Below are 25080 nucleotides of genomic sequence, written 5' to 3'. Positions count from 1 at the left end.
GCCCGCCCAGCCGTGACGGCGGGGCGGGCAGACGGCCTGGACGGTGCTCAGGCGCAGTCGGCGCCGTTCAGGGTGAAGCGGGACGGTGTCGGGTTGGCGCCGGAGTACGTCGCCTGGAAGCCGAAGCTCGCGCTCGCGCCGACCGCCAGGGTGCCGTTCCAACCGGAGTCCCGCGCGCTCACGGAGCCGCCGGACTGGGTGACCGTCGCGTTCCACCCGTTCGAGATCCGCTGGTCACCCGGGAAACTCCAGCCGAGCGTCCAACCGGAGACGGTGGCGGTGCCGGTGTTCCGCACGGTCACCGTCGCGGTGAACCCGCCGCTCCAGGCGCTGTCGACCCGGTACGCCACCGCGCAGGACGCCGCGGGCGGCGTCGGCACCGTCCGCCGCTCGGCGGCGAACGCCGCGAGCCAGGCCAGCGAGGCGTTCCAGTTGATCGCCACCTCGTTGGTCGAGTACGAGCCGATGTCGTCGACGTAGCAGGCCGCCGGTGCGCAGCCCGTCAGCTGGGCCTTCGCCACCGGATCCTCCAGGGCGGAGTCCGGGCCGCCCGCGAAGGAACCGGCCGGCGGGTGCGGCAGCGCGGCGTCGTTCTGGTGCGCCCAGAACCGGTGGTGCTCGTTCTCCGAGGCCCGCTCGCCGTAGCCGCTCACGTAGGAGCGGTCCAGCGCGTTGCGTCCCAGCAGGTAGTCCATCGCCTCCAGCGCGCCGGTCCGGTAGCGCGGGGCACCGGTCAGCTCGTAGGCGACGGCCAGTACCATCGCGTTGTTGGCGACCGAGCTGTTGGACCCCCAGACGTAGCCGTCGGCAGGGATCGGCACCGCGTAGCCCTGTCCGGCCATGGTGGACAGGCTGCCGTCGGCGGCCGAGGTCAGCAGGCCGCGCAGACGCGTGACGTCGGCGGCGGGAAGGGCCACACCGGGCACGGTGGCCAGGGTGATCCGGCCGAGCGTCGCGGTGCCGCCCCACCAGAACGCGTCGACCGGCCTGCTGTGGTGCGGGGAGGAGGTGACCGCGTCCCGGTACTGTGACTCGCCGGTGGTGGCGAGGAGTTCGGCCGCGGCCCAGTAGAACTCGTCGGAGACGTCGGCGTCCTCGTAGGCTCCGCCGCCGGTGTTGTCGGTCGCCGGGGCGAGGACGGCCGGGTTGGCCCTGGCCGCCGTCCAGGCGCGGCGGGCCGCGTCCAGGCAGCGGGCGGCGAAGGCGGCGTCGTACGGCGCGTACACCCGGGCGCACTGGGCCCCGGTGGCGGCCAGGTTGAGCGTGGCGGCGGTCGAGGGCTTGTGTAACTCGCGCGGCTGGTCGTCGAGCTCGGGTCGGGTCGGCAGGCCGGTCCACTGCGCGTCATGCAGCTTGTGGAAGGCCATCCCGGCCGTCGGTCGGCCGGCCGGGACCTGCATCCGCATCAGGAACTCCAGTTCCCAGCGGGCCTCGTCCAGCACGTCCGGTACTCCGTTGCCGCGCTCGGGAACGCGCAGCGTGGAGTCGCCGACCGCCGCGTCGCCGCCCGAACGGTGCGCCCGTTCGAAGGAGTTGACCAGCTCCCAGGTCGCGATTCCGCCGTTGACCACGTACTTGCCCTGGTCCCCGGCGTCGTACCAGCCGCCGCGGACGTCCGAGCGGTAGTCGCACACCCCGGTCTGGCACGGCACGCCGGTGTCGCCCTGGTTCGGCGCCACGCCCAGGTGGCCGGCGGGGCGGGCGTACGCGCTGCCGGCCAGGGCCGCGTCGATGGCGATGCCGCTGCGCTGCTGGTAGAAGAACGACATGCTGTCGGCGCGCAGCCCGTCGTACAGCGAGGCCGAGATGTCGAACGGGTGGCTCGCCCGGCCGTCCACGACCAGGGTGAGACCGGTGCCGGTGCCGGTGTACGCGCCGAAGTCCACCAGGTGCGTGGACTGGCCGGACGCCTGGTCGGCGCCGTGCACGGTGGTTGTGCCGGCGGCGACCTGCGCGCCGGAGGCGTCGCGCAGCTGCCAGGCGAGCGGGGCGGTCGCGGAGCTGACCACGGTGGCCCGTTTGGGACCGTCCGGCAGGTAGCCGAGCTGGTTCACCCGGACGGGGAAGTCGGCGGCCGTGGTGGCCGTGGGCGCTGCGGCGGCGGTGGCCGGGGCGAACGCGGTGGCGGTCAGCGCGCCGGCGGCCAGGGCGAGGCCGGTCAGTACGGCGGCCGCGCGGCGGGGCGGCCTGCGGTCGGAGAGGGCGGGAGGCATGGGTGGGGCCTTCCTTCGGGGGATACGGAGTGGGCGATGCAGGGCGTGGGAGCCGGGAAACGGGTAGCCCGGAAACGGGGGCCCGCAAACGGGTGGCCCGCAAACGGGTGGCCCGCAAACGGGTGGCCCGGAAGCGCGGGAGCCCGGAAATGTGGTAGCCCGGAAGTGTGGGAGCGCTCCCATCGCCCCAATGAAGCCAGCCGTACGCGCGGCTCGTCAAGGTGTCGTGAACGACGGAGAGTTGACGCGCCATCAGATCGTGCGCAGGCCGCGAGGGTCCGGATGGCGGCGTCGGCCGCAAGGCGCGGGCACGGGGGTGGGGGTGGGGCCACCGGGGCCTCGGTGGCGACCTCCCGCCCTGGGATGATCTTCAATTCGTCTTGGCCGAAACCGGTGTTGACGGATGTTCAGGTGGGGATGCGGAGTACTGCCGAGGCTGGTCAAGATTGGATAACGGGCTGCAATGGAGCTTGTCGCGGCCGATGTGAGCGCTAACAATCGAGCGAACGGCGCCGCCCTGTCGCGTTCACGCGGACGAGACGGTGTGCCCCCCGCGGGCGCGCCCCGTCCTGGTCGTCCCGCCCCCCTGAGTCCGTGAACGCCGGCCGGTTTCGCCGTCCGTGCGATCGACGATCCCGAGAGGAAGTCCCCACATGTCCAAGAGAGCTGCGGCGGCCCTGGTGGCCGGTGCGATGGTCGGTGTCCTCGCCGCCTGTGGGTCCGGCGGAGGCGGGGGTCCTGCCGGCAAGGGCTCCGGTCACAAGCTCGTTGTGGGCTTCTCGCAGGTCGGCGCGGAGAGCGGGTGGCGCACCGCCAACACCAAGTCGATCCAGGAGTCGGCGAAGAAGGCCGGGATCGAGCTGAAGTTCTCCGACGCGCAGCAGAAGCAGGAGAACCAGATCAAGGCGATCCGCTCGTTCATCCAGCAGAAGGTCGACGTGATCGCCTTCTCCCCGGTGGTGGAGTCGGGTTGGGACACCGTCCTGAAGGAGGCGAAGGACGCGCACATCCCGGTCGTCCTGACCGACCGCGCGGTGGACTCCAAGGACGAGTCGCTCTACGCCTCCTTCCTCGGCTCGGACTTCGTCGAGGAGGGCAAGGAGGCCGGTGACTGGCTGGTCAAGGAGTACGCGGCCGGCGGTGGTGACGTGAACATCGTCCAGCTGGAGGGCACCACCGGCTCGGCGCCGGCCAACGACCGCAAGTCCGGCTTCGCGGACGCCATCAAGGTGCAGCCCAGGTTCAAGGTCGTCGCCTCGCAGACCGGTGACTTCACCCGTGCCAAGGGCAAGGAGGTCATGCAGGCCTTCCTGAAGTCCCAGTCGAAGATCGACGTGCTCTACGCGCACAACGACGACATGGCGCTCGGTGCGATCCAGGCGATCGAGGAGGCCGGCAAGAAGCCGGGCACCGACATCAAGATCGTGTCCGTGGACGGCGTCAAGGACGCGTTCACCGCGATGAGCCAGGGCAAGATCAACTTTGACGTCGAGTGCAACCCGCTCCTCGGCGACCAGCTGATGGACCTGGTGAAGAAGGTCAAGGCGGGTGAGCAGGTGTCCCGGCGGATCAAGACCGAGGAGGGAACCTTCACTCCCGAGCAGGCCGCGGCGGCCCTCCCGAACCGCCAGTACTGACCGACCCCGACCGGGCGCGGGCCGCCCGCGCGGTGCGGCCCGCCCGGACCGGACCGCGCGGGCGGTACGCGCCCGGGAGACACGAGAGGAGAACCGGGGTGCGGCAGCAACCGGTCCTGGAAGTCCGGGGGATCCGCAAGGAGTTCCCCGGCGTGGTGGCGCTGGACGGGGTCGACTTCCGGCTCTTCCCCGGCGAGGTGCACGCCCTGATGGGGGAGAACGGCGCCGGCAAGTCCACGCTGATCAAGGTCCTCACCGGAGTGCACCCGGTCGACGGCGGCGAGGTGCTGCTGGCCGGTCGGCGGGTGCGGATCACCGGGCCGGCGCAGGCCCGGCGGTCCGGTATCAGCACGGTCTACCAGGAGGTGAACCTCTGCCCGAACCTGTCGGTCGCGGAGAACGTCTTCATCGGTCGGGAGCCCCGCCGGTTCGGGCTGGTCGACTGGGCCGCGATGCGCCGCCGGGCCGCCGAGCTGGTCCGCGAACTGGACCTGGACATCGACGTCAGCGCGCCGCTGAACAGCTACTCCATCGCCGTCCAGCAGCTCGTGGCCATCGTGCGCGCGGTCGACGTCTCCGCCAAGGTGCTGATCCTGGACGAACCCACATCCAGCCTGGACCGCGACGAGGTGAAGCAACTCTTCACCGTGATACGTCGGTTGCGTGACCAGGGGGTCGCCATCCTGTTCGTCTCGCACTTCCTCGACCAGGTCTACGAGATCTGCGACCGGATGACCGTGCTGCGCAACGGAAGACTCGAAGGCGAGTACCTGACCAGCGAGCTGGACCAGACCCGACTGGTCTCCCGGATGATCGGCGCCGAGCTCGCCGGACTCGACCGGCTTGCTGGCGGCAAGCGGCGCGAACGCTCCGCACCGGTTACCGGAGCGGTGTTCCTGCACGCCGAAGGGCTGGCCCGGCGGGGCGCCGTCGAACCGTACGACCTGGCCGTCCGGTCGGGCGAGGTGATCGGACTGGCCGGGCTGCTGGGCTCCGGACGGACCGAGGCCGCCCGGCTGCTGTTCGGCGCCGACCGGAGCGACGGCGGCACGCTGCGGATCGAGGGCGCCGAGACCGCACTGCGCGGCCCGCGCGACGCGATCGCCCACGGCATCGCGTTCTGCTCGGAGAACCGCAAGACCGAGGGCCTGGTCGGCGAACTGACCGTCCGGGAGAACATCGTGCTGGCGCTGCAGGCGGCCCGGGGCTGGGCGCGCCCGCTGTCCCGCACCGCACAGGACGAGCTGGCGCTGCGCTGGATCCGCGCCCTGGACATCCGCCCCGGCAACCCCGAGGCGCTGGTGCGCAACCTCAGCGGCGGCAACCAGCAGAAGGTGCTGCTCGCCCGCTGGCTGATCACCGACCCCAGACTGCTGATCCTGGACGAGCCGACCCGCGGCATCGACATCGGGGCGAAGGCCGAGATCCAGAAGCTGGTGGCGAACCTCGCCGAGGACGGCATGGCGGTGCTCTTCATCTCCGCCGAACTGGAGGAGGTGCTGCGGCTCAGCCACCGGGTCGGCGTGCTGCGCGACCGCCGAATGGTCGCCCAGCTGGACAACGACGGCGAGCTCACCCCGGAGCGCGTCATGGCCGCCATCGCGAGCGGAGCGGAGCAATGAGCACGGCAACGGCGGCGAGCCCGGTGAGGGGCGTGAGGGCGGTGACCCGGTACCGGCTGTTCTGGCCGGCCGCGGTGCTGGCCGTGCTCCTGGCCGCCAACCTCGCCTTCACCCCCGACTTCTTCGCCGTCCACCTGCGGGGCGGCCACCTCTACGGCTCCCTGGTCGACATCCTGCACTTCGGCGCCCCGCTGATCCTGGTCTCCCTGGGCATGACCCTGGTGATCGCCACCGGGGGCATCGACCTGTCGGTCGGCTCGACCGTCGCGATCTCCGGCGCCCTGGCCTGTCTGCACATCAGCCGGTCCGCCGACCCGGGCGGCGTCGCCACCGTGCTGACCGCCGTCGGCTACGCCCTCGGCACCGCTCTGGTGCTCGGCCTCGTCAACGGGGTCCTGGTGGCCAAGGCCGGCGTCCAGCCGATCATCGCCACCCTGATCCTGATGGTCGCCGGGCGCGGTGTGGCCCAGCTGGTCACCGACGGCCAGATCATCACCGTCACCAGCGAGCCCTACAAGCTGATCGGTGGCGGCTACTGGCTGACCGTGCCGTTCGCGATCCTGCTCAGCGGCCTGATGGCACTGCTCACCGCGCTGCTCACCCGCTCCACCGCGCTCGGTCTGCTGCTGGAGTCGGTCGGCGGCAACCCGGTGGCCAGCCGACTGGTCGGCATCCGGGCGGCGCGCCTGGTCGGCCTGGTGTACGTGTTCAGCGCACTGTGCGCGGCGGTCGCCGGACTGATGGTCTCCTCCAACGTCTCGGCGGCGGACGGAAACAACGCCGGCCTGTGGATCGAGCTCGACGCCATCCTCGCGGTGGTGCTCGGCGGGACCTCGCTCAACGGCGGCCGGTTCTCGATCGGCGGCACCGTCCTGGGCGCGCTGATCATCCAGACCCTCTCCACCACCGTGTACACCGTCGGAATCCCACCGGAGACCACCCTGGTCTTCAAGGCGTTCGTAGTGATCACGGTGTGCCTGATCCAATCGCCCGCCTTCCGGGCCAAGCTCGCCGGCCGCGGCGCCCGGGCCCGGCACACCGCCCGGTCGCGGACCGCGGCCCCTACCGACCGGGAGCCCGGCGAATGAACGCGAACGCTCTGTTGACCCGCCTGCGTGGGCAGGTCCCGCTGCTGGTCACCGCGGTCCTGCTGGTGTCGATGTTCGGCGTCGGCTCGGCGCGCTACGACGGCTTCCTATCCGGCCAGGTCGTGCTCAACCTGCTGATCGACAACGCCTTCCTGCTGGTCGTCGCGGTCGGGATGACCTTCGTCGTACTGACCGGCGGCATCGACCTGTCGGTCGGCGCGGTGGTCGCGCTGTCCACCGTGGTCTCCGCCCGGCTGGTCGAACAGCACGGCTGGCCGCCGGTGCTGGTGATCCCGCTGGTGCTGCTGATGGGCACCGCCGGCGGCTGGCTGATGGGCTGGGTCATCCACGTCTTCGAGATCCAGCCGTTCATCGTCACCCTGGCCGGCATGTTCCTGGCCCGGGGCCTGTGCTACACGATCAGCATCGATTCGATCTCCATCACCGACCCCCAGTACACCGCCATGGCGCAGACCCGGATCCCACTCGGCAGCGTGTTCGTCTCGCCGAGCGCGGTGATCGCCCTGCTGGTGGTCGCCGTCGGGTTCGTGGTCCTCCACTTCACCCGGCTCGGCCGCAACGTGTACGCGCTCGGCGGCAGCGAGCAGTCCGCGCTGCTGATGGGCCTGCCGGTCCAGCGCACCAAGACCACCGTGTACGCGATCAGCGGCTTCTGCTCCGCGCTCGGCGGCGTCCTGCTCACCTTCTACATGCTCTCCGGCTACGGCCTGCACGCGGTCGGCCTGGAGCTCGACGCGATCGCCGCGGTCGTCATCGGCGGCACCCTGCTCACCGGCGGATCCGGTTACCTGCTCGGCACCGTGCTCGGCGTGCTGGTGCTCGGGCTGATCCAGACCGTGATCAGCTTCCAGGGCACCCTCAGCTCCTGGTGGACCCGGATCGTCATCGGCGGCCTGCTGTTCGTCTTCATCGTCCTGCAGCGCCTGGTCACCGCCCGGCGGCGCTGACCGCCCGCCGTCTCCGGGACAGAGCGGTGCACCGCGCTCTCCCGGCTCGGCATCGCCGCCCTCGGGTGTGGCGGCCCCGGTGCGCGGCCCGTTCAGCCCGACGCCCGGACGACCAGCCGGGTGGGCAGCACCACCGATTCGCCGCAGGCCGGGTGGCGCAGCAGCAGATCCATGGCACGGGAGCCGAGTTCCTCCACCGGCTGGCGGACGGTGGTCAGCCCCGGCCGGCACCGCGCCGCGAGGGGGGAGTCGTCGAAGCCGACCAGCGCGACGTCCTCGGGGACCCGCAACCCCTGCCGCCGCAGGGTCCTGAGGGCTCCCGCGGCCATCTGGTCGGAGGCGGCGAACACCGCGTCGACGTCCGGGCGCTGGTCCAGCAGTCGCTGCATCGCGTGCTCACCGGAGACGCAGCTGAAGTCGCCGTACGCCACGGCCGGCCGGGCCGCGGCCATCGCGGCAACCGTCCGGCGGTAGCCGGCCAGCCGGTCCGCGCCGGCGGCGGTGTCCGGCGGCCCGGCGATGCCTTCGCCCGGCTGTTCCCGACGGTGAACCCGGGCAGCTGAGCAGCCCACCGGCCCCGGCCCCGTGTGCGTGCGCGGGGCCGGGGCCGGACGTGCTCCGACGGGATGCGGTGACCACCGGGCCCCGGCCCGGCGGTCGGTCAGCCCTTCAGCGCGCCCTGGGTGATGCCGCCGACGATCTGCCGGCCGAAGAGGGTGAAGACCAGGAGCAGCGGCGCGGTGCCGATGAGCGCGCCGGCGGTGATGACGGACCAGTCGGTGGACCAGCCGGTGCCGAGCCCGGCGAGGGCGACCTGCACCGTGGGATTGGTGGCGCCGTTCATCGCGATGACGGGCCACAGGAAGTCGTTCCAGGACTGGACGAAGACGAGCATCCCCAGCACGGCCATGGCGGGCCGGGCGATCGGCAGGACGACGTGCCAGACGACGCGCAGCGAGTGCGCGCCGTCCACCCGGGCCGCCTCCAGGAGTTCGGTGGGCAGGGCCTGGGTGAGGTACTGGCGCATGAAGAAGACACCGAAGGCGGTCACCAGGGAGGGCAGGACCAGGGCGCCGAGATGGTTGCCGAGCCCCAGGTGCCGCATCAGGATGAACAGCGGCACGACGCTGACCTGGGCGGGCACGGCCATGGTGGCGACGACGAGGGCCATCAGCGCGCCGCGACCCCGGAAGCGCAGCTTGGCGAACGCGAAGCCGGCCAGGACGGAGAACGCCACCGTGCTGAGCGCGACGGTGCCGGCGACCAGGGTCGAGTTGAGCAGCGCGACGCCCATGCCGCGCGCCCCGGCGTTGTCCCACACGTAGCCGAGGTTGTGGAACAGGTTCGGGCCGGGCACCAGCGGCGGGGGAGTGGAGACCACCCGGTGGCTGTCGGTCGACGCCGCCACGAGCGTCCAGTACAGCGGGAACAACGAGACGAGGGCGGCCAGGACCAGCGTCGCCACGGCGAACGGCCCGGCCCGGTGCTGGCCGCCCGCGCCCGGGGAGCGCAGCCGGCTCCGGCGCCCGGGTCTCCGCCGCGCGGTGGTGGGGTCGGGTGCGGGGATGGTGGTCATGGAGTCGTCCTTCCCGGTCACTTGGCGGCGCGCAGGCGGCGGGCGATCAGCGTGTTGGCCAGGCCGACCAGCAGGAGTAGGCCGAACATCAGCCAGGCGATGGCCGAGGCGCGGCCGAGCAGGCTGTAGTGGAAGCCCTGGTCGTACATGAGGATGCCGAGGGTTTCGTACTGGTGGTTGGTGCCGCCCTGGTGGCCGCTCTGCCCGCCGAACAGGTAGGGCTCGCCGAAGAGCTGGGTCGATCCGATGAACGAGACGACGACGGTGAACAGGATGGTGGGGCGCAGTTCGGGGATCGTGACGTGGCGGAACTGCTTCCAGCGGTTGGCCCCGTCGATCGCGGCGGCCTCGTACAGCTCGCGGGGGACGGCCTGCATCGCGGCGAGGTAGATCAGCGCGTTGTAGCCGGTCCAACGCCAGATGACGATCACGGAGACGGCGATCTGGGAGCTCCAGGCGCCGGACTCCCAGCGGATCGGTCCGGCGCCCACGAGGCCGAGCAGCCAGTTGGCCATGCCGCCCTCGGGGCTGAAGATCAGCGCGAAGACGAGGGTGGCGGCCGCCACCGATGTCGCGTACGGCGCGAGCAGCGCCGTGCGCAGGAAACCGCGGGCCGGGAGGCGGTAGTTGAGCAGGTGGGCGAGGCCGAGCGCGATCAGCAGCTGGGGGACGGTGGACAGCACACCGAGGCTGACCGTGTTGCGCAGGGCGCGCCAGAACAGCTCGCTCGCCGGCCCGATCAGCAGGTCACGGTAGTTCTGGAGACCGACCCAGTCGGTCTGGTCCACGTTGTAGAGGCTGACCTGGTGCAGGGACAGCCAGCCGGTGTAGAGGAGCGGGAAGAGCCCGAAGATCGCGAACACCAGGAAGAAGGGCGCGACGAACACGTAGGGCGAGCCGGTGTGGTCCCAGCGGCGCAGTCGGGTGCGCAGACTCGTCGGCGCTCCGCCGTGCCCCGGCGGACTCGTGGCGGGCGGGTCGGCCGGTTCTCTCAGGGTGGCGCGGGTCGAGGTGGCCACAGGTCCTCCGTACCGGGTTGACGGCCGGCTGGGGTCGTCGGTCGTTGTGGACGGGTTTCGGTCGGTCTCGGCTGTGCGCGGGCCGCGGCCGTACGGACAGCGCCGGGGGTGGGGGTGGCGCGCGGTCCGCACGGCCCGGCCCGCGGCTACTGGACGGTGCTCCCGATCTGCTTGACGGTGGAGGCCCAGGCCTCCTCGGAGCTCAGGTGGTTCTGCTCCATCAGCTGCACGCCGTTGCCGAACGCCCCGTGGAAGTCACCGTGGTGCGGCCCCGTCTCGGCCGGCTGGATGGCCTTGGCGGCGGTGGAGAAGATCTGCCCGGTGGGGGCCTTCGGGCCGATGTACGGGTTGGTGAATTCCGTGACGCCCGGGAGCGCGTACGCCTTCTGGTTGGAGGGGATGTTCCCGACCTTCTGGAAGACCTTGGCCTGCTGCTCGGGGGCGGTGAGCCAGACGGCCAGTGCCTGGGCCTGGGCCACGTGCTTGCCGGAGGCCGGCACCGTCAGGAACGAGCCGCCCCAGTTTCCAGCGGCGGGGGCCTGTGCGATGTTCCACTTGCCGGAGTTGCCCGGGCCGGAGTACTTCTCGATGTTGGCCTGCTGCCAGGACGGGCAGACGGTGGTGGCGAACGTGGAGTTGGAGAAGGCCGTCTGCCAGGGGGTGTCGAACTCCTTGAGCCCCTGGGTGATGCCGGCCTGGACCGCCTCGGAGGCCAGCTTCCAGCCGTTCTTCACACCGGCGGAGTCCTGGTAGACGGCTTTGCCGTTCCTGTAGTACTGCTCGGTGCCGGAGGAGACCACACCGTTGTACAGGCCGGTGGCGGTGTCCATGAAGAAGGTTCCTTTGGGGGCCTTGGCCTGGTACTGGCGGCCGGCCTCGACGTACTTCGCCCAGTCGCCCGCCCACAGGGCACTGACCGCCGCGGGGTCGTCGGGCAGGCCCGCCGCCTGGAAGAGGTCCTGCCGGTAGCAGATCGCCATCGGGCCGACGTCGGTGCCGAGGCCGACGGTCTTGCCCTGGGCGGTGGTCGCCTGCTTCCACTTCCACGGCAGGTAGGCGTCCTTGTCCACGCCCTGGGCGCGTGACAGATCGCTGAAGGCGCCGCTGAGCTGGTCGGAGGTGGCGAGCGCGATCCGGCTCACTTCGAGGGCCTGGATGTCGTCGAGCCCGCCGCCCGACAGCCGGGTCTGCAGGGCGGTCCAGTAGTCGCCCTCCACCGTGGTGGCGTTCTCCTTGATGGTGATGTTCGGGTGCGTCTTCATGTACTCGTCGAACAGCCCGGACTCCTTGTAGCCGAAGGTGCCGAAGTCGCCCACGGTGAGAGTGATCTTCGCGTTCGGGTCGTCCGAGCCGGACCCTCCGGAGGAGCATCCGGTGACCAGGGCCGCGGTGGCGGCGGCGGCCGACAGGAGTGCGGGGGCTCTGCGGGAACGGCTGCGCAGGAACATGGGCTTCTCCAGGAGCGGTAGAGGGACGCGGGATGGGCCGCGCTCGCGACGCCGGGAGCGACGCCGGGGGCGGGGCCGCGAGTGGTCGCGCGGGGGTGCGTGAGGACGTGCGTGAGGGGCTGCGTGAGGGGCTGAGGTGAACTCGGCCCGATGGGGGCTCCGGAGCTCCGACCGAGGCGTGGGAGCGCTCCCAACCCGGAACCCTGCTCCCTCGGCGAGAGACTGTCAAGGGGTGGTGCAGCAGGGGAAGTTGAGTCGGTTCGCCGGCTGGGGCGGGGTCGATCGCCGCCCCGAGGCCCGGTCGCCCCCGGCAGGCTCGGCTGCGGCGCGCGGATCGCCCGTCGGTCGGGGCCGACGGCGGAGGGCGGGGCAGGCGCGTTCGGGGCGGGGCCCGTTTCGGGTGGGGTCAGCCGGCGGTCGGGGGCGCGGACTCGCGGACGGTCAGGCGGGTGGGGAGGACGAGGGGGCTCGGGTCCCGGCCGTCGATGACGGCCACGAGCATCCGTGCCATCTCCAGTCCGAGTGCGCGCACCGGCTGGTGCACGGTCGTCAGCGGCGGGTCGGCGTACAGGGCGCCGGCGAGGTCGTCGAAGCCGACGACCGCGACGCCAGCCGGACGCCCGGTAGCCGGGGCGACGGGCAGCAGCCCGCGCGGAGCGGCCGGCCGGGACCTCCTGGTGTGGAACGCAGCCGGGCACCACGCGGCCGGTGCCGGGCGGTCTGCCCGGTACCGGCCGCGTCCGCACGGCTCCTTCGCGGAGGCGCTACCCGTCGGCGCCGGACGGCGGGTGCAGCTCGCCGGTCCGGGCCACCCGGGCGTACCAGCGTGCGCTGGACTTGGGGGTGCGGGTCTGGGTGGGGTAGTCGACGTGCACCAGGCCGAAGCGCTTGTCGTAGCCGTACGCCCACTCGAAGTTGTCCAGCAGGGACCAGGCGAAGTAGCCGCGCACGTCCGCGCCGTCGGCCGTCGCCCGGTGGAGGGCCGCCAGGTGGGAGTGGAGGTAGGCGGTGCGTTCCGGGTCGTGGACCGTGCCGTCCGCGCCGACCTCGTCCTGGCAGGCGGCGCCGTTCTCGGTGACCATCAGCGGCAGGTCGGGGTGGCGGCGGGCGAGGTCGGTCAGCAGCTGGTGCAGGCCGGTGGGGTCGACGGCCCAGCCCATCGCGGTCCGCTCGCCCGGCGCCGGATGGAAGCCGACCCGGTCCGCCCCCGGCCAGGGCGAGGACGAGCCGCCGCCGTGGCCGTCCTCGCGGTCGGGTGAGGCGTCCTCGGCCGTCGCGGAGACGACGGTGGGCGTGTAGTAGTTGACGCCCAGCCAGTCCAGCGGCCGGTGGATCTCCTTCTCGTCGCCGGCTCGGACGAAGGACCAGTCGGTGAGGTGGGCCGTGTCGGCCAGCAGGTCCTCCGGGTAGGCGCCCTCCAGCATCGGGTCGAGGAAGACCCGGTTGCCGACGGCGTCGATCCGCCGCACCGCGTCCTGGTCGGCGGCGGACGGGGTGAGCGGGCGCAGCGCGTGCAGGTTGAGCGAGACGGACACCTGGGCGTCGGCGGGCAGCACGCCGCGCAGCGCCGAGACGGCGAGGCCGTGACCGAGGTTGAGGTGGTGGGCGGCCCGCAGGGCGGCCACCGGGTCGGTGCGGCCGGGGGCGTGGACGCCGGAGCCGTAGCCGAGGAAGGCACTGCACCAGGGCTCGTTGAGGGTGGTCCAGTGGCCGACCCGGTCGCCGAGGGCCTGACCCACCAGCGCGGCGTACTCGGCGAACCGCTCGGCGGTCGTGCGTTCGGGCCAGCCGCCGGCGGACTCCAGCTCCTGCGGGAGGTCCCAGTGGTAGAGCGTGGCGACGGGGACGATGCCGTGCGAGCGCAGTTCGTCGGCGAGGCGGCGGTAGAAGTCCAGGCCCCGCTGGACGCCCGGGCCGTGGCCGGTGGGCTGGACGCGCGGCCAGGAGACGGAGAAGCGGTACGCGGTCAGCCCGAGTTCGGCCATCAGCCGGACGTCCTCGCGGAAGCGGTGGTAGTGGTCGACCGCGATGTCGCCGGCGTGGCCCTGGAAGACCTTGCCGGGGGTGCGGCAGAAGGTGTCCCAGATCGAGGCGGTGCGGCCGTCCTCGTCGACGGCGCCCTCCACCTGGTAGGCGGAGGTGGCCGCGCCCCAGAGGAAGCCGGCCGGGAACCGGGGCGGGGTGGTGGCGGCCGGGAGGGGACGGGAAGGGGGAACGGGCACGGGCTGCTCCAACGGTGAGGAGGTTCGGCCTTCGGACGTGGTGGAGATCACGCCGATGGTGAAGGTGTTACCGAGGGCGTTGCGGAGGAAGCCGTTGTTCCCACGGGTCGGAGGTGGCGGGACCACCGGTGGCGGCTCCCGGAGGCAGGTGTGGGAGCGCTCCCACTCCATATCCGGAAGGTTCCTGCCTCAGCTGATCCGATGTCAAGAGAAGAGGCCGAAATGCCCGGAGGCGCCGGCGGTCGGCCGGTCGACGCGGCCCTGAACCCGGACGGTCCGTGGCGGTGCCGGGCTCAGGTGACCTACGATCCTCTGCCAAGCGGGTGCGAGACCGGTGGCGGCGACAGAAGGCGCGTGGGCAGTGGGCGGACGGCAGACCGGAAGGCCGACCCTGGAGGAGGTCGCGGCCCGGGCCGGGGTCGGGCGCGGCACGGTGTCCCGAGTGATCAACGGCTCGTCGCGGGTGAGCGAACAGGCGAAGGAGGCGGTGGGCCGGGCCATCGCGGAGCTGGGCTACGTGCCCAACCGGGCGGCCCGGGCGCTGGCCGGCAGTCGGACGGACGCGGTCGCGCTGGTCGTGCCGGAGACGGAGGCCCGACTGTTCGCGGAACCGTACTTCCTGGACATCATCCGCGGCGTGAGCGCCGAACTCGGTGCGGCGGACAAGCAGTTGCTGCTCACCCTGATCCGCACCGAGCAGGAGCGGCAGCGCTTCGAGCAGTACCTCGCCGCCCAGCGGGTGGACGGCGTGCTGCTCGTGTCCGTCCACCGGGACGACCCGCTGCCGGACCAGGTGCGCGCGCTGGGCCTGCCGACCGTGCTGAACGGACGCCGTTCGCCCCAGGAGCCGGTGGCGTACGTCGACTCCGACAACGTGGGGGCCGGCCGTTCGGCGGTGGAGCACCTGGCCGGGCGTGGGCGGAGTCGCATCGCCACCATCACCGGCCCGCCGGACATGGACGCCGCCGAGGGCCGGCTGGCCGGCTACCGCCAGGGGCTTGCGGCGGCCGGCCTGCCGGTGGACGAGGGCCTCGTCGCCGCAGGGGACTTCACGGAGGAGGGCGGCCGCCGGGCGATGCGGGAACTGCTGGATCGCCGCCCTGATCTCGACGCGGTGTTCGCGGCCTCGGACCTGATGGCGGTCGGGGCCCTCGCCGTCCTGCGGGCCAGGGGGCTGGACGTGCCCGGCGACGTCGCGCTGGTGGGCGTCGACGACTCGCCGGTGGCCCGCCACCTCGACCCGCCGCTGACCACCGTCCGCCAGCCGATCGAGCAGATGGGCCGCATGATGGCCGGGCTCCTGCTGCGGCAGATCGCGGGCGAGGAGGCGGAGCCGTCCCGGCTGGTGCTGCCGACGGAGCTGGTGGTGCGGCAGTCCTCCTGACCGGCCCGGAGCCGCGCTGAGCTGCGTTGGGCCGTCCGGAGCCGCGCTGAGCTGCGTTGGGCCGTCCGGAGCCGCGCTGAGCTGCGTTGGGCCGTCCGGAGCCGCGCTGAGCCGCGTTGGCCGCCCGGAGCCGCGCTGAGCCGTCCTGAGCCGCCGGCCGTCCGGAGCCGTCCTGAGCCGCGTTGGCCGTCCGGAGCCGCGCTGAGCCGTCCTGAGCCGCCGGCCGTCCGGAGCCGCGCGGGGCTCCGGACGGCCGGGGTGCTCAACTCCGCGTCACAGCGCCGGGTAGGCGTTCTTCAGCAGCTCCTGGAACTGGGCGGAGAACCACTCGCCGGACAGCGGCGCGTCCGGCAGCGCACCGGACCTGTGGTTGTTGTTGCGCGGGTTGCCGGTGTACGCCGGGTCGCACATCCCGTCGAAGCCCTTGCCGTCGTTGTTGGGGATCTGCTTGCTGGCCCCGTCCGACTCGCCCGGAGGCTTCATCCAGACGTACGCGTCGATTCCCGGGGCCGGGGCCGCCTGCGGCCGCTCCCCGAGGCCCGCGCCCGCCTGGTTGCACCAGTTCCCGGTGTTCAGCCGCCGGTCGTAGCGCCCGCCGTCGACATAGGCGTCGACGCCGGTCCGCGGCCCGGGCCCGGCCGGCCGGGCGGTGCCGCCCCAGCCGTTGCGCGAGGTGTCGATCAGCATGCCGAGCTTGGGGTCGAAGCCCAGCGAGACCAGCTTGGCCCGCAGCCCCTGCGCGTAGGAGAGCTCGTCGACGTAGCGGTTCCAGTCCACCCACGAGGACTGGCGGACGGAGGTGCCGTTGACGCTGTCGTCGATGGTGAAGTTGTTCTCCTTGAGCGTGCTGTAGTTCGCGGTGTTGACGATGAAGCCGTGGACGTTGGCGACGGTGGAGCCTTCGGCGGTCGCCGCCTGCTTGAACAGCTCGGCGGAGGGGCCGAGGTTGTCGTCCCAGCCGAGCCAGCCGTGGTGGCCGGCGTCGGCGTAGTTGTACACGTTGGGGATGGCGCCGAGCTTCTTGAGCGCGTAGCCGATGCCCTTGATGTAGTTGCCGTTGGCCTTCATCACGTCGCAGGTGGGCGTGGCGGTGGCCCGCGGCGTGGTGTTGGTGACCAGGTTCGGCAGCGAGTCGAGTTCCACGGTGGTGACGATCCGCAGGCCGGCGTACTTGGGGTCGGCGAGGACGGCCGCGATCGGGTCGATGAACTCCGTCCTGTACCGGTCGATCTCGGCCGGGCCGAGTTCGCCGTTGGAGGAGAGGGCGGCGCAGTCCCGGCCGGGCAGGTCGTAGACCACCAGCTGGACGACGAGTTCGCCGTTGCCCTTCTGGCGCAGCGCCTCGTCGAGGTGGGCGCGCAGCCCCATCCTGCCGTTGGCGCCGGCGATCGTGGCGATCCGGTCCAGCCAGATGCCGGTCGCCTGGCCGGCGACCTTGGCGCCGCCGGGCTCGGCGGCGGCGTGCGCGGACCACTCGGGGTTCACGTAGACCTTCGCGCCGGCGTACGGGTTGTCGACGCGGGTGCCGGTCGGGGTGGTGGGCGTGCCGGTCGGGGTGCTCGTGGGCGTGCTCGTGGGCGTATCGGTCGGGGTCGTCGTGGGCGTCGTGGTGGCGCCGTTGCAGGGCACGCCGTTGAGCTTGAAGGCGGTGGGGACGGGGTTGGCGCCGCTGTAGGACCCGTTGAAGCCGAAGGAGGTGGAACCGCCGGTCGCCAGGCTGCCGTTGTACGAGACGTTGCGGGCCGTGGCGGCGGCCCCCGACTGGCTGATGGTCGCGTTCCAGCCCTGGGTGACCTGCTGGTTGCCGGCGAAGGTCCACTCCAGGGTCCAGGAGCTCAGCGGGTCACCGGTGTTGGTGACGGCGACGTTGGCGCCGAAGCCGGTGTCCCACTGGTTGGACACCTGGTAGTCGACCTTGCAGCCGGCCGAGGCGGCGCCCGCCGAGGTGGACAGCACGGTGGCGGTGGCGCCGGTCGCGGTCAGCAGGCCGAGGGCGGCGAGCAGGGCGGTCCGGCTGCTGCGCATCCGGTGGAGAGTGGGGCGGGTGGGGTGGCTCATGGGAGTCCCTTTCAGTGTCCGTCGAGGGCGCGAAGGTGGTCGCGCAGTCCGAGGCCGAAGGCGGTGGGGGTACCGTCGTAGCCGCTGATCAGGGCAGGACCGGAGGTGCAGTTCCAGGTGTTCCAGGTCCAGCCCAGGTAGGAGAGCCCGCGGTCGTCGGACCACTTCATGACGCGGTCGACGAACCCGTGCCCGCAGGTGTTCTCGCCGATCTCGCCCGCCACGAGCGGGACGCGGGCGGCGACCGGCGCCAGAGTCGAGCTCCAGCAGGTCTCGTCGGCACAGGAGTTGAAGTTGTAGACGTGCCAGGCGGCGGCCAGCTGGCCGGTCGGGTCGGAGGGCGCGTGGGCGAGCCAGCCGCTCAGGTCGTTGGCGTAGGCGATCCCGGGGACGAGCACGACGTTGCGGGAGCCGGTCGCCCGGACGGCGTCCAGGAGGTCCTGCATGCCGGCCACCTCGTAGCCGATGCCCGGGCAGGTGCCGCCGTCGCGCCAGCAGGTCCAGGCCTGCTCGGCGGTGGCGGTGGCCCGGTCCGGGTAGGGCTCGTTGAACAGGTCGAAGACCACCCGGGGGTCGTCCTTGAAGGTGTTCGCCACCGAGGTCCAGAAGGCCGGGGTGTAGCGGGCGTCCGGCATCGGCTTCTGGCAGGAGGCGTGCACGTCCGAGCAGCCCGCCGAGTTGCCGGTGTACTGGCCGTACGTCCAGTGGAGTTCGACGACGGGGGTCATTCCGTGCGCGAGGACGCGGGCCACCAGCTCCTTGACGGCGCCGACGTAGGCGGCGCCGCGGTACTCGGGCCGGATGTTGTCCAGGCCGAGCCAGCACTCCTCGTTGAGCGGGATGCGGACGGCGTTGGCCTTCCAGTCCGCGATGGCCCGCACGGCGGTGTCGTCCACCGGGCCGTCGAAGATTCCGTGGCCCTGGACGCACATGAACTCGCCGCCGGAGCGGTTGACGCCGAGCAGGCGGCGGGTGGCGCCGCTCCGGTCGGTCAACCGGGTGCCGCTGACGCCGAGTTCGGGCGCGCCGACGGGCTGGGTGGGGGTGGTGGTGGGGGATCCGGTCGGGGTGGTGGTCGGGGTCGGGGTGGTCGGGGTCGAGGTGCCGGTCGGGCTGGGGGTGCTGGTCGGGCCGGTGGATGATCCCGAACCATCGGAGCAGGGAAGGCCGTTGAGGGTGAACCCGGTCGGCGCGGGGTTGGCGCCGGACCAGGAGGCGGTGAAGCCGAGGCTGACGCTCGCGCCGGCCCCGAGCGAGCCGTTCCAGCTCTCGTTCGCGGCCGTGACATGGGCGCTGGACTGGGACCAGGTGGCGCTCCAGCCCTGGGTCAGGTGCTGGCCGCCGGTGAAGTCGAAGCCGAGGCTCCAACCACTGGTCGGTGCAGCGTTGTTGGTGATGACGACGGATGCCTGGAAGCCGCCGTCCCACTGGTTGACCGTGGAGTAGGCCACGGAGCAGCCGGGCGGAACGGCGGTGCCCTGGCCCGCACCCGCCGCGGCGGAAACGGCACTCACCAGGGTGAGGACCGCGCCGCCCAGCAGCGCCGTGAGGGGTGGGGGGTGTCGCATGAGCGACTCCTTACAGCGAGGACACGCCGTTCCCGGCGCGCCGACTGATGGAACCGCTCCCACTGGTGGGCACCGACCGTAGCGCCAACTGCCGCCAAGGAAAAGAGGAGTTGCCGGGATTCGTGGGCGGAGGCGTTCAACTCGTCAAGCCTCTTGACCGGTTCACGGCGATCCCTCACAGTGGGAGCGCTCCCACTGGTCAAGCACTGTCGTGGAACGTCCGCGGCCACCCGTCGCACAGCCACGGGTGGCCGCTCCTCACTGCGGCAGGCGGGGGCCGATCCGTGCGGTCAGAGGGCCGAGCCGCCCGGGATCGATCGTTCCCGAGGCCTCCGCGAGGGTCAGCACCCAGATACGGGAGCCCGAGTGCCACACGAGACAGGCGATGCTTCGGCGTTGTCGCAGGAACTGGTCGCTTTCGCTGGACGCGCCCCGCCCGACCTCGGCGGCCTCGATCACCCGTACGTCCCGCCTGCCGCCCGGGGCAGGGGCGCGGACCGTCCGAGCCGGCCGCCTTCGGCGCCGGGCCGGGTTCGGCTGCACGGTCTGTGCCGTGGCGCCAGGACCCGTTGGCCGCCCCTGGCGGCCTGCCGATGGCACCCGCCTTCGCGATCGGCGCCCACCGGATCGCCGCAGCCCCGTTCATGCCGGGGCACTCCGACCGGACCTCCTCCGGACTTCCTTGCCCGGCTCGGCGGTGGTGTCGTTGCGGATCGGAAGGATCTTCTTCGCCCCCTGTTGCCGTGTACGCGCTCACACGCCCGGAGCGGCCCGTGTGCACGCTCACACAGCCGGAAGCGGCCCGTGTGATCGCGCACCCGGGCCGCTTCCGGAGTGGACGTTCGATCCCTCAACGGCCCGGCGGGAAGCCTCCCCAGGCGGAGGCGGGGCCGCCCGCGGACTGGGCGTCGACGCGGTAGCCGTCGTTCGCGGTACCGCGCACGCCGGTGGCGTGGTTGTACTGGGCGGCGAACTCGTGCTGCCCGGCCGGGACGGTACGGCCCGGCTTGAGCACCCAGCGGTAGACCAGTGCGCCGCCGCTCTCCTGGACGGTGATGGTGAAGTCGTCCACGGGCAGGGTCCGCCAGTTGCCGGTGTCCCGCACGTCGCCGGTCTGCGCGATGCGCAGTTCGACGGTGAGCGAGGTGAGCGGCCGCGTGGTCCTGAGGGTGAGGTTGCTCTGGGCCCAGTAGACGGTGCTGTGCGGGTCGATCGACCCCTCCGACCACAACGGGCCGTTCTGGGGCCGGCTGCTCGCCGACGGGGTCGGGCGAGGGCTCGCCGGGGTGGCGGTGGGCGGCGCGGTGGTCGCCGGTGCCGGGGCGGCGCTCGGGGGAGCGGACCGCGTCGGCGTCGGTGTGGCCGTCGGCGAGGGGGCGGCCGGTGCGGTGGTGGCGGTGTCCGGCGGCGGGGTCCAGGGGGCGATGCCGGCCACGGCGAGTCCACCGGTGGCCAGGGCACAGGCGGCGGCGAGGGCGGCGAACGCGACCCTGGGCCATGACCGCAGGCCCGATCGTGCGCGGTGACGGACGGCGGGACCGGCCGCGCCGCGCTGCACGCGGGCCAGCATCCGTGCACGGTCGGGCTGGTGGGCGTCGGCGGCCTCGCGCAGCTGCCGGGCGATGTGCTCGTTCACCGGTTCCTCCTTCCTGTCGTCAGTTCGCCGACCGCTCGTGCGCCGAGTGCTCTTTCCAGCTCGGCCATCCCCTTCGAGGTCTGGCTCTTCACCGTACCGACCGATATGCCCAGCGCCGCGGCGGTGTCCTTCTCCGAGAGGTCGAAGGCGTGCCGCAGCACCACGCACGCCCGCTTGCGGAACGGTAGCCGGGCGAGCGCCGCACGGACGTCCAGCACGGCTGCCACGTCCGGTCCGTCGGCCTTCTCGGGGCCGCGGGTCCAGAACAGCAGGATCCGGCGCCGTTCGCGGACCGCGCTGCGGATCCGCTCCCGGGCCATGTTGGCGACCACCCCGCGGGCGTAGGCGATCGGGTGGTCGGCCGCGCGGAGCCGGTCCCAGCGTTGCCACAGCGCGATCAGGGCGTCCGCGGCGAGGTCGTCGGCCGCGTCCGCCTCGCCGGTGAGGAGGTGGGCGAGACGGGCGAGTTCGGCGTAGTGGCGGTCGAAGAAGTCGTGGAACTCCGCGGACGTGTCATCGAGGAGCATTTCCCCCGGTCGTCCTCTCCCTGCAATGTGAGCGTTAACAATCGGCGTGAGCCTAGCAGTGCCCGTTTCCGGGGCGGGGCCGTGCCCGCCCCGGAGCGGCACGACCGGGCGCCGGGGCGCGACGGGGGCGGTCAATGCCGGGCGAACTGCACGCGGGTCGGCTGGACGACGTCCGGCTTCACCGTGAGCCCGTCGACGGTCAGTTGCTCACCGTAGAGGTCGGTGACCCTGATCGATCCGCCGCATCCGGTGCCGTCGGGGGAGAGGAAGTAGTTGTACTCGGTGCGGGGCAGCTGCCGCCAGCCGCCGCCGGTCCGCACCTCCAGTGTGGCCACCGGGTTCCGGTGGCCGATCACCTGGATCCCGCACCACCACTGGCTGGACCCGTCCTTGTACCGGATCGACATGGTGTCCGGCGCCGTTCCGGGGCTCAGCAGCGTCCAGGTGATCGGGAGCCGGCCCACCGAGAGCTCGGCGAGCTTGGAGAAGGCCTCGTGGCTCAGGTCGAGCTGCCCGGGCGCGCAGGGCAGCGGGCACTCGTTGACGATCCGCACCGTGATGCTCGCCCCGTTGGCGGCACGGACGAGCACGTGGGCTCCACAGGCCCGGGACGACTCGTAGTCGGTGTGGTTCATCGCCGCGACCATGAGATCGCCGGACGGGCCGAACGAACAGGCGCCGTTGCCGTCGGCCGCGTCGTAGGACGTGGCGATGCCGGGGTGGCTCGTGCCCGGCTTGATCCGGCCGGCCGGGGAATCGGCGGAGGGAGCCGTGCGGGCGCTGCTGGTGGCGGCGGAGGGGGACGGGGTGGCGGCCGACGGCCGCGCCGCGGGGGTGGCCGCGGGGGTGGCCGACGGCGACGGCGACGGTGCACCGGTTGCCGAGGGAGGGAGGCTGGTGACCGGGGACGGCGGCGCCGAGGGCGTGGGGTTGGTGCCCGCCGAGGGCGCGGCCTCGGCCGGGGCAACGGTGCCGGGCGGTGCGCTCGCCCCGGGGGCCGCGCCGGTGGCCGCGCCGGAGGCGGCGACCGGTCGCGCGGCGTCGGTGCCGGGACCGCCCCCGTTCCCCGGGAGGAGCGCGAGGGCCAGGCACACCAGCGCCCCGACGGCCGCCAGTACCAGCGGAATGCCCACGGCAGGTCCATGCCTTCGCCGCGCCCGCGGGTCGGCGTGCTTCGTTGCCCTCATGTCCGTCCAATTCGGTAGATCGACTCGACGTTGCACCACTCAGTGGCCGCCGAAGCCGGAAAGGTTGCCGCTCCGGCGCTGATTGCCCGGGTTGTTTCCGCGACCGGCCTGCGACCGGCCTGCGACCGGCCCGCGGGCGGGGCGGCGACGGCTCCGCCGCCCGCTTTCGGTCGAGCTGGGGATCGTCGGCCCGGGAGGACCTCCGGGACGGCTCGCGCGTCTGGCTCGCGCGTCTGGCTCGCGCGTCTGGCTCGCGCGCTCGGCTCACGTCCGGACGTCGGCTTTCCAGAGCGGAAGGCGCCATGCCGGTCAGGGCAACAGGATGTTAACGAGATCGGCACAAATTGCGCCCGGAACGCTTCTTTACTCTTCCCATGTCCGTGCTTTACTCGTTCTTGACGAACCATCAGGTCGCAGTAAACGGCCCCGATGGCGACGCGGCCCAGCGGCGTGCTGCGCCCGTCGTACTGACGCACCCTTCAGCCCGGAGCGCACGCTTCCGAGGCACCGCCCCGTCCACCGCCCCTCCGGCCGAAGCCGCCGGGGACACGAAGGAGGCAGCAACCCCCATGGATCCGCTCATCGACCGGGCCCGCGCCTTCCCGCAGCGCGCCGGCGACACCGGCCGGGAACTCACCGGCCTCGCCGCCGGCCAGGCACCCCAGGCCCTCTTCATCACCTGCTCCGACTCGCGCGTGGTGCCCGCGCTGATCACCAACGCCGACCCCGGCGACCTCTTCGAGCTCCGCACCGCGGGCAACATCGTCCCCGCCTACCAGGACGAGCCCGCCTCGGGCGAGACCGCCACCATCGAGTACGCCGTCGAGGTGCTCGGCGTCCGCGACATCGTGGTGTGCGGCCACTCGCACTGCGGTGCCGTCGGCGCCGTGGTCCGCCGAGAGGACCTCAGCGTCGTGCCCGCCGTCCGCGCGTGGTTGCGCCAGGCCGACCCGGCCGAACTCGGCGCGGACGGGACCGACGTGTTCGATCCCACGGTCGCCGGGCCCGTGCAGCGCCACGTCCTCGCCCAGTTGGACCGGCTGCGCGGCTACCCGGCCGTGGCCCGGCGCCTGCGGGAGGGCGGGATCCGGCTGCACGGCTGGTTCTACGAGATCCACACCGGGCTGGTGCTCGCCCACCGGCCCGACACCGGCCTCTTTCTCCCGCTGTGAAGCCGCAGTGAAGCCGCCGCGACCCGAAGCCGCGCCGGTGAACGCTCACACTCCTGCCCGCCCCGCGCGCCGCGGCGCCGCCACCACCACCCTCCGGACCGACACCGTCCGCACCGCTACTCTCCCGAGGACCCGATGACCCGTCGTCCCGCCCTTCGGCTGAGCACTCTGCGCTCCGACCTCCCCGCTTCCGTCGTCGTCTTCCTGGTCGCGCTCCCGCTGTGCGTGGGCGTCGCCGTCGCCTCCGGCGTGCCGGCCGAACTCGGCCTGATCACCGGCATCGTGGGCGGCGTGGTGACCGGGCTGATGCCCGGCAGCAGCCTCCAGGTGTCCGGCCCCGCCGCCGGCCTGACCGTGCTGGTCTTCGCCGCCGTCCAGGAACACGGCCTCGCCACCCTCGGCCTCATCACCGCCGCGGCCGGCCTGCTCCAACTCGCCATGGGAGCGGCCCGACTCGGCCGACTGTTCCGGGCGATATCCGTCTCCGTCGTCCAGGGGATGCTCGCCGGGATCGGCCTCGTCCTGATCGCCGGTCAGCTCTACGCCCTGGCCGACGCCAAGGGCCCCTCCGGCGGCCTGGCCAAACTGGCCGGCCTCCCGGGCCTGGCCGCCGAGGTCGCCAGGAGCCCGCACGCCCTCGCCGCCGTCGCGATCGGCGCCGGGACGGTGGCGGTCCTGCTGCTCTGGCCGCGCCTGCCCGCCCGGGTCCGGACGGTGCCCGCACCGCTCGCCGCCGTCGCCGCCGCGACGGCCGCCACCGCCCTGTTCGACCTGCCCGTCGCCCGGGTCCGGGTGGCCGGCCTCGCCGGGGTGGTCCACCTGCCCGGCGGCTCCGACCTCGCGGCGCTCGGCAGCGTCGGGGTCCTCGGCACGGCGCTCGCGTTCGCGCTGATCGCCTCCGCCGAGAGCCTGTTCAGCGCGGCGGCCGTCGACCGCCTCCACGACGGCCCGCGCACGGACTACGACCGTGAACTGCTCGCCCAGGGCGTCGGCAACACCGTCTGCGGACTCCTCGGCGCACTCCCGATGACCGCCGTGATCGTGCGCAGCGCCGCCAACGTACAGGCCGGCGCCCGCACCAAGGCCTCCCGGGTGCTGCACGGACTGTGGCTGCTGCTCTTCGCCGCGCTGTTCCCGGCCGCGCTCTCCGCCATCCCGCTCGCGGCCCTGGCCGGCGTGCTGGTGCACGCGGGCGCCAAGCTGGTCCCGGTCCGCACGCTGCGCCCGCTCTGGCGGGCCGATCGTGGCGAGGCGGCGATCCTGACGGTCACCGCCCTGGCCATCGTGGTGACCAACCTGCTCGAAGGTGTGCTGCTCGGCCTGCTCCTCGCGGTGCTCAAGAGCGCCTGGGACACCTCGCACCTGCAGATCGCGGTCACCGATTCGGCCGAGGGTGTCGTCCGGGTGACCCTGCACGGGAACGCCACCTTCCTCCGGCTGCCCCGGTTGCTGGAGACCTTGGAATCCCTGGAGGAACTGCCCGCGGACCGCCCCGTCAGGCTCGACCTCTCCGGCGTGCGCCACCTCGACCACGCCTGCCGCAGCGCCCTGGAACTGTGGCAGGAGCGCCACAACCGCAGCGGCTGCGCCGAGTTGGTGGGGCTCCCGGCCGTGGCGGCCTGAGCGGAGGACCGCCGCCGGCGTGTGGGCGGGCCGTCCGGTGCTGTGGACTGACGGTTCGGCAAGGGGCCCGCTGAATCCCGAACGACCGTCCGGCAAAAGGGGTGCCCCTCGCCGAGAGGCACCCCTTCGGCC

The 25080-nt window shown here is 72.6% G+C and carries 19 protein-coding genes and 1 pseudogene; 7 read left to right on the top strand and 13 right to left on the bottom strand.

Translation table 11 applies throughout. The annotated features are described in order from the left end of the window. Positions 1-47: 47 nt before the first annotated feature. Positions 48-2213, bottom strand: a complete 2166-nt coding sequence (locus tag ACIGZJ_RS25890; RefSeq protein WP_396459455.1) for a glycoside hydrolase family 9 protein — start codon at positions 2211-2213, stop codon at positions 48-50. Positions 2214-2866: 653 nt separating this feature from the next. Here ACIGZJ_RS25890 and ACIGZJ_RS25885 point away from each other — a divergent pair. From ACIGZJ_RS25885 to yjfF, 4 genes are all read left to right on the top strand, one after another. Beyond that, a complete protein-coding gene (locus ACIGZJ_RS25885) occupies positions 2867-3850 on the top strand; it encodes an ABC transporter substrate-binding protein (RefSeq protein WP_396459454.1) in 984 nt (327 codons plus the stop codon). 98 nt (positions 3851-3948) lie between these two features. Next, the gene (locus tag ACIGZJ_RS25880) at positions 3949-5472 is read left to right on the top strand and encodes a sugar ABC transporter ATP-binding protein (protein WP_396459453.1); all 1524 of its coding nucleotides are present in this window, start codon (positions 3949-3951) and stop codon (positions 5470-5472) included. Further along, positions 5469-6560, top strand: a complete 1092-nt coding sequence (locus ACIGZJ_RS25875) for an ABC transporter permease (protein ID WP_396459452.1) — start codon at positions 5469-5471, stop codon at positions 6558-6560. The genes ACIGZJ_RS25880 and ACIGZJ_RS25875 overlap by 4 nt, the downstream gene beginning before the upstream one ends. Further along, positions 6557-7528: a galactofuranose ABC transporter, permease protein YjfF gene (gene yjfF, locus ACIGZJ_RS25870; RefSeq protein ID WP_392938286.1), complete on the top strand. Its 972-nt coding sequence runs from the start codon at positions 6557-6559 to the stop codon at positions 7526-7528. The genes ACIGZJ_RS25875 and yjfF overlap by 4 nt, the downstream gene beginning before the upstream one ends. 92 nt (positions 7529-7620) lie before the next feature. On the opposite strand, the gene ACIGZJ_RS25865 is transcribed toward yjfF, so the two are convergent. From ACIGZJ_RS25865 to ACIGZJ_RS25840, 6 genes and pseudogenes are all read right to left on the bottom strand, one after another. Next, complete coding sequence (locus ACIGZJ_RS25865; RefSeq protein WP_396459451.1) at positions 7621-8100, bottom strand: substrate-binding domain-containing protein; 480 nt, start codon at positions 8098-8100, stop codon at positions 7621-7623. Positions 8101-8189: 89 nt separating this feature from the next. Next, positions 8190-9104 carry a carbohydrate ABC transporter permease gene (locus tag ACIGZJ_RS25860; RefSeq protein WP_396459450.1) on the bottom strand — a complete coding sequence of 305 codons (915 nt, stop codon included), beginning with the start codon at positions 9102-9104 and terminating at the stop codon, positions 8190-8192. Between the two features lie 17 nt (positions 9105-9121). Then, positions 9122-10123, bottom strand: coding sequence for a carbohydrate ABC transporter permease (locus tag ACIGZJ_RS25855; protein ID WP_396459449.1), 1002 nt, complete (start codon positions 10121-10123; stop codon positions 9122-9124). Between the two features lie 146 nt (positions 10124-10269). Next, positions 10270-11571, bottom strand: a complete 1302-nt coding sequence (locus ACIGZJ_RS25850; protein ID WP_396459448.1) for an extracellular solute-binding protein — start codon at positions 11569-11571, stop codon at positions 10270-10272. A gap of 406 nt (positions 11572-11977) precedes the next feature. Continuing rightward, positions 11978-12193 (bottom strand): annotated as a pseudogene (locus ACIGZJ_RS25845) (substrate-binding domain-containing protein); the annotation flags it as partial. Between the two features lie 142 nt (positions 12194-12335). Continuing rightward, positions 12336-13793: a GH1 family beta-glucosidase gene (locus ACIGZJ_RS25840; RefSeq protein ID WP_396459447.1), complete on the bottom strand. Its 1458-nt coding sequence runs from the start codon at positions 13791-13793 to the stop codon at positions 12336-12338. Between the two features lie 361 nt (positions 13794-14154). Between ACIGZJ_RS25840 and ACIGZJ_RS25835 the strand changes: the two genes are divergently transcribed. Next, positions 14155-15177 (top strand): LacI family DNA-binding transcriptional regulator, encoded by a 1023-nt coding sequence (locus ACIGZJ_RS25835; RefSeq protein ID WP_396459446.1) that lies wholly within the window; start codon positions 14155-14157, stop codon positions 15175-15177. 273 nt (positions 15178-15450) lie between these two features. Here ACIGZJ_RS25835 and ACIGZJ_RS25830 read toward each other — a convergent pair whose 3' ends face one another. From ACIGZJ_RS25830 to ACIGZJ_RS25805, 6 genes are all read right to left on the bottom strand, one after another. Next, complete coding sequence (locus ACIGZJ_RS25830) at positions 15451-17202, bottom strand: glycoside hydrolase family 6 protein (protein WP_396459518.1); 1752 nt, start codon at positions 17200-17202, stop codon at positions 15451-15453. Positions 17203-17246: 44 nt separating this feature from the next. Further along, positions 17247-18803 (bottom strand): cellulase family glycosylhydrolase, encoded by a 1557-nt coding sequence (locus ACIGZJ_RS25825; RefSeq protein WP_396459445.1) that lies wholly within the window; start codon positions 18801-18803, stop codon positions 17247-17249. A 258-nt stretch (positions 18804-19061) separates the two neighbouring features. Further along, a complete protein-coding gene (locus ACIGZJ_RS25820; RefSeq protein ID WP_396459444.1) occupies positions 19062-19262 on the bottom strand; it encodes a hypothetical protein in 201 nt (66 codons plus the stop codon). Between the two features lie 391 nt (positions 19263-19653). Then, positions 19654-20439, bottom strand: a complete 786-nt coding sequence (locus tag ACIGZJ_RS25815; RefSeq protein WP_396459443.1) for a hypothetical protein — start codon at positions 20437-20439, stop codon at positions 19654-19656. Continuing rightward, positions 20436-20966 (bottom strand): SigE family RNA polymerase sigma factor, encoded by a 531-nt coding sequence (locus ACIGZJ_RS25810; protein ID WP_396459442.1) that lies wholly within the window; start codon positions 20964-20966, stop codon positions 20436-20438. The genes ACIGZJ_RS25815 and ACIGZJ_RS25810 overlap by 4 nt, the downstream gene beginning before the upstream one ends. Positions 20967-21097: 131 nt before the next feature. Next, positions 21098-22153 (bottom strand): expansin EXLX1 family cellulose-binding protein, encoded by a 1056-nt coding sequence (locus ACIGZJ_RS25805; RefSeq protein ID WP_396459441.1) that lies wholly within the window; start codon positions 22151-22153, stop codon positions 21098-21100. A gap of 569 nt (positions 22154-22722) precedes the next feature. Here ACIGZJ_RS25805 and ACIGZJ_RS25800 point away from each other — a divergent pair. Continuing rightward, a complete protein-coding gene (locus ACIGZJ_RS25800; RefSeq protein ID WP_396459440.1) occupies positions 22723-23325 on the top strand; it encodes a carbonic anhydrase in 603 nt (200 codons plus the stop codon). 135 nt (positions 23326-23460) lie between these two features. Then, the gene (locus ACIGZJ_RS25795) at positions 23461-24948 is read left to right on the top strand and encodes a SulP family inorganic anion transporter (RefSeq protein WP_396459439.1); all 1488 of its coding nucleotides are present in this window, start codon (positions 23461-23463) and stop codon (positions 24946-24948) included. Positions 24949-25080: the final 132 nt, after the last annotated feature.

The sequence above is a fragment of the Kitasatospora sp. NPDC052868 genome (genome assembly GCF_044547105.1).
Classification (GTDB): domain Bacteria; phylum Actinomycetota; class Actinomycetes; order Streptomycetales; family Streptomycetaceae; genus Kitasatospora.
Note: the sequence above shows the minus strand (reverse complement) of the source record. Positions and strands in the feature narration are given on the sequence as shown.

Excerpts from the sequence above, each read along its gene's own strand:
- ACIGZJ_RS25890 (WP_396459455.1), bottom strand. The coding sequence starts at position 2,213 with ATGCCTCCCGCCCTCTCCGACCGCAGGCCGCCCCGCCGCGCGGCCGCC.
- ACIGZJ_RS25885 (WP_396459454.1), top strand. The coding sequence starts at position 2,867 with ATGTCCAAGAGAGCTGCGGCGGCCCTGGTGGCCGGTGCGATGGTCGGT.
- ACIGZJ_RS25875 (WP_396459452.1), top strand. The coding sequence starts at position 5,469 with ATGAGCACGGCAACGGCGGCGAGCCCGGTGAGGGGCGTGAGGGCGGTG.
- yjfF (WP_392938286.1), top strand. The coding sequence starts at position 6,557 with ATGAACGCGAACGCTCTGTTGACCCGCCTGCGTGGGCAGGTCCCGCTG.
- ACIGZJ_RS25860 (WP_396459450.1), bottom strand. The coding sequence starts at position 9,104 with ATGACCACCATCCCCGCACCCGACCCCACCACCGCGCGGCGGAGACCC.
- ACIGZJ_RS25850 (WP_396459448.1), bottom strand. The coding sequence starts at position 11,571 with ATGTTCCTGCGCAGCCGTTCCCGCAGAGCCCCCGCACTCCTGTCGGCC.
- ACIGZJ_RS25830 (WP_396459518.1), bottom strand. The coding sequence starts at position 17,202 with ATGCGCAGCAGCCGGACCGCCCTGCTCGCCGCCCTCGGCCTGCTGACC.
- ACIGZJ_RS25825 (WP_396459445.1), bottom strand. The coding sequence starts at position 18,803 with ATGCGACACCCCCCACCCCTCACGGCGCTGCTGGGCGGCGCGGTCCTC.
- ACIGZJ_RS25810 (WP_396459442.1), bottom strand. The coding sequence starts at position 20,966 with ATGCTCCTCGATGACACGTCCGCGGAGTTCCACGACTTCTTCGACCGC.
- ACIGZJ_RS25805 (WP_396459441.1), bottom strand. The coding sequence starts at position 22,153 with ATGAGGGCAACGAAGCACGCCGACCCGCGGGCGCGGCGAAGGCATGGA.
- ACIGZJ_RS25800 (WP_396459440.1), top strand. The coding sequence starts at position 22,723 with ATGGATCCGCTCATCGACCGGGCCCGCGCCTTCCCGCAGCGCGCCGGC.
- ACIGZJ_RS25795 (WP_396459439.1), top strand. The coding sequence starts at position 23,461 with ATGACCCGTCGTCCCGCCCTTCGGCTGAGCACTCTGCGCTCCGACCTC.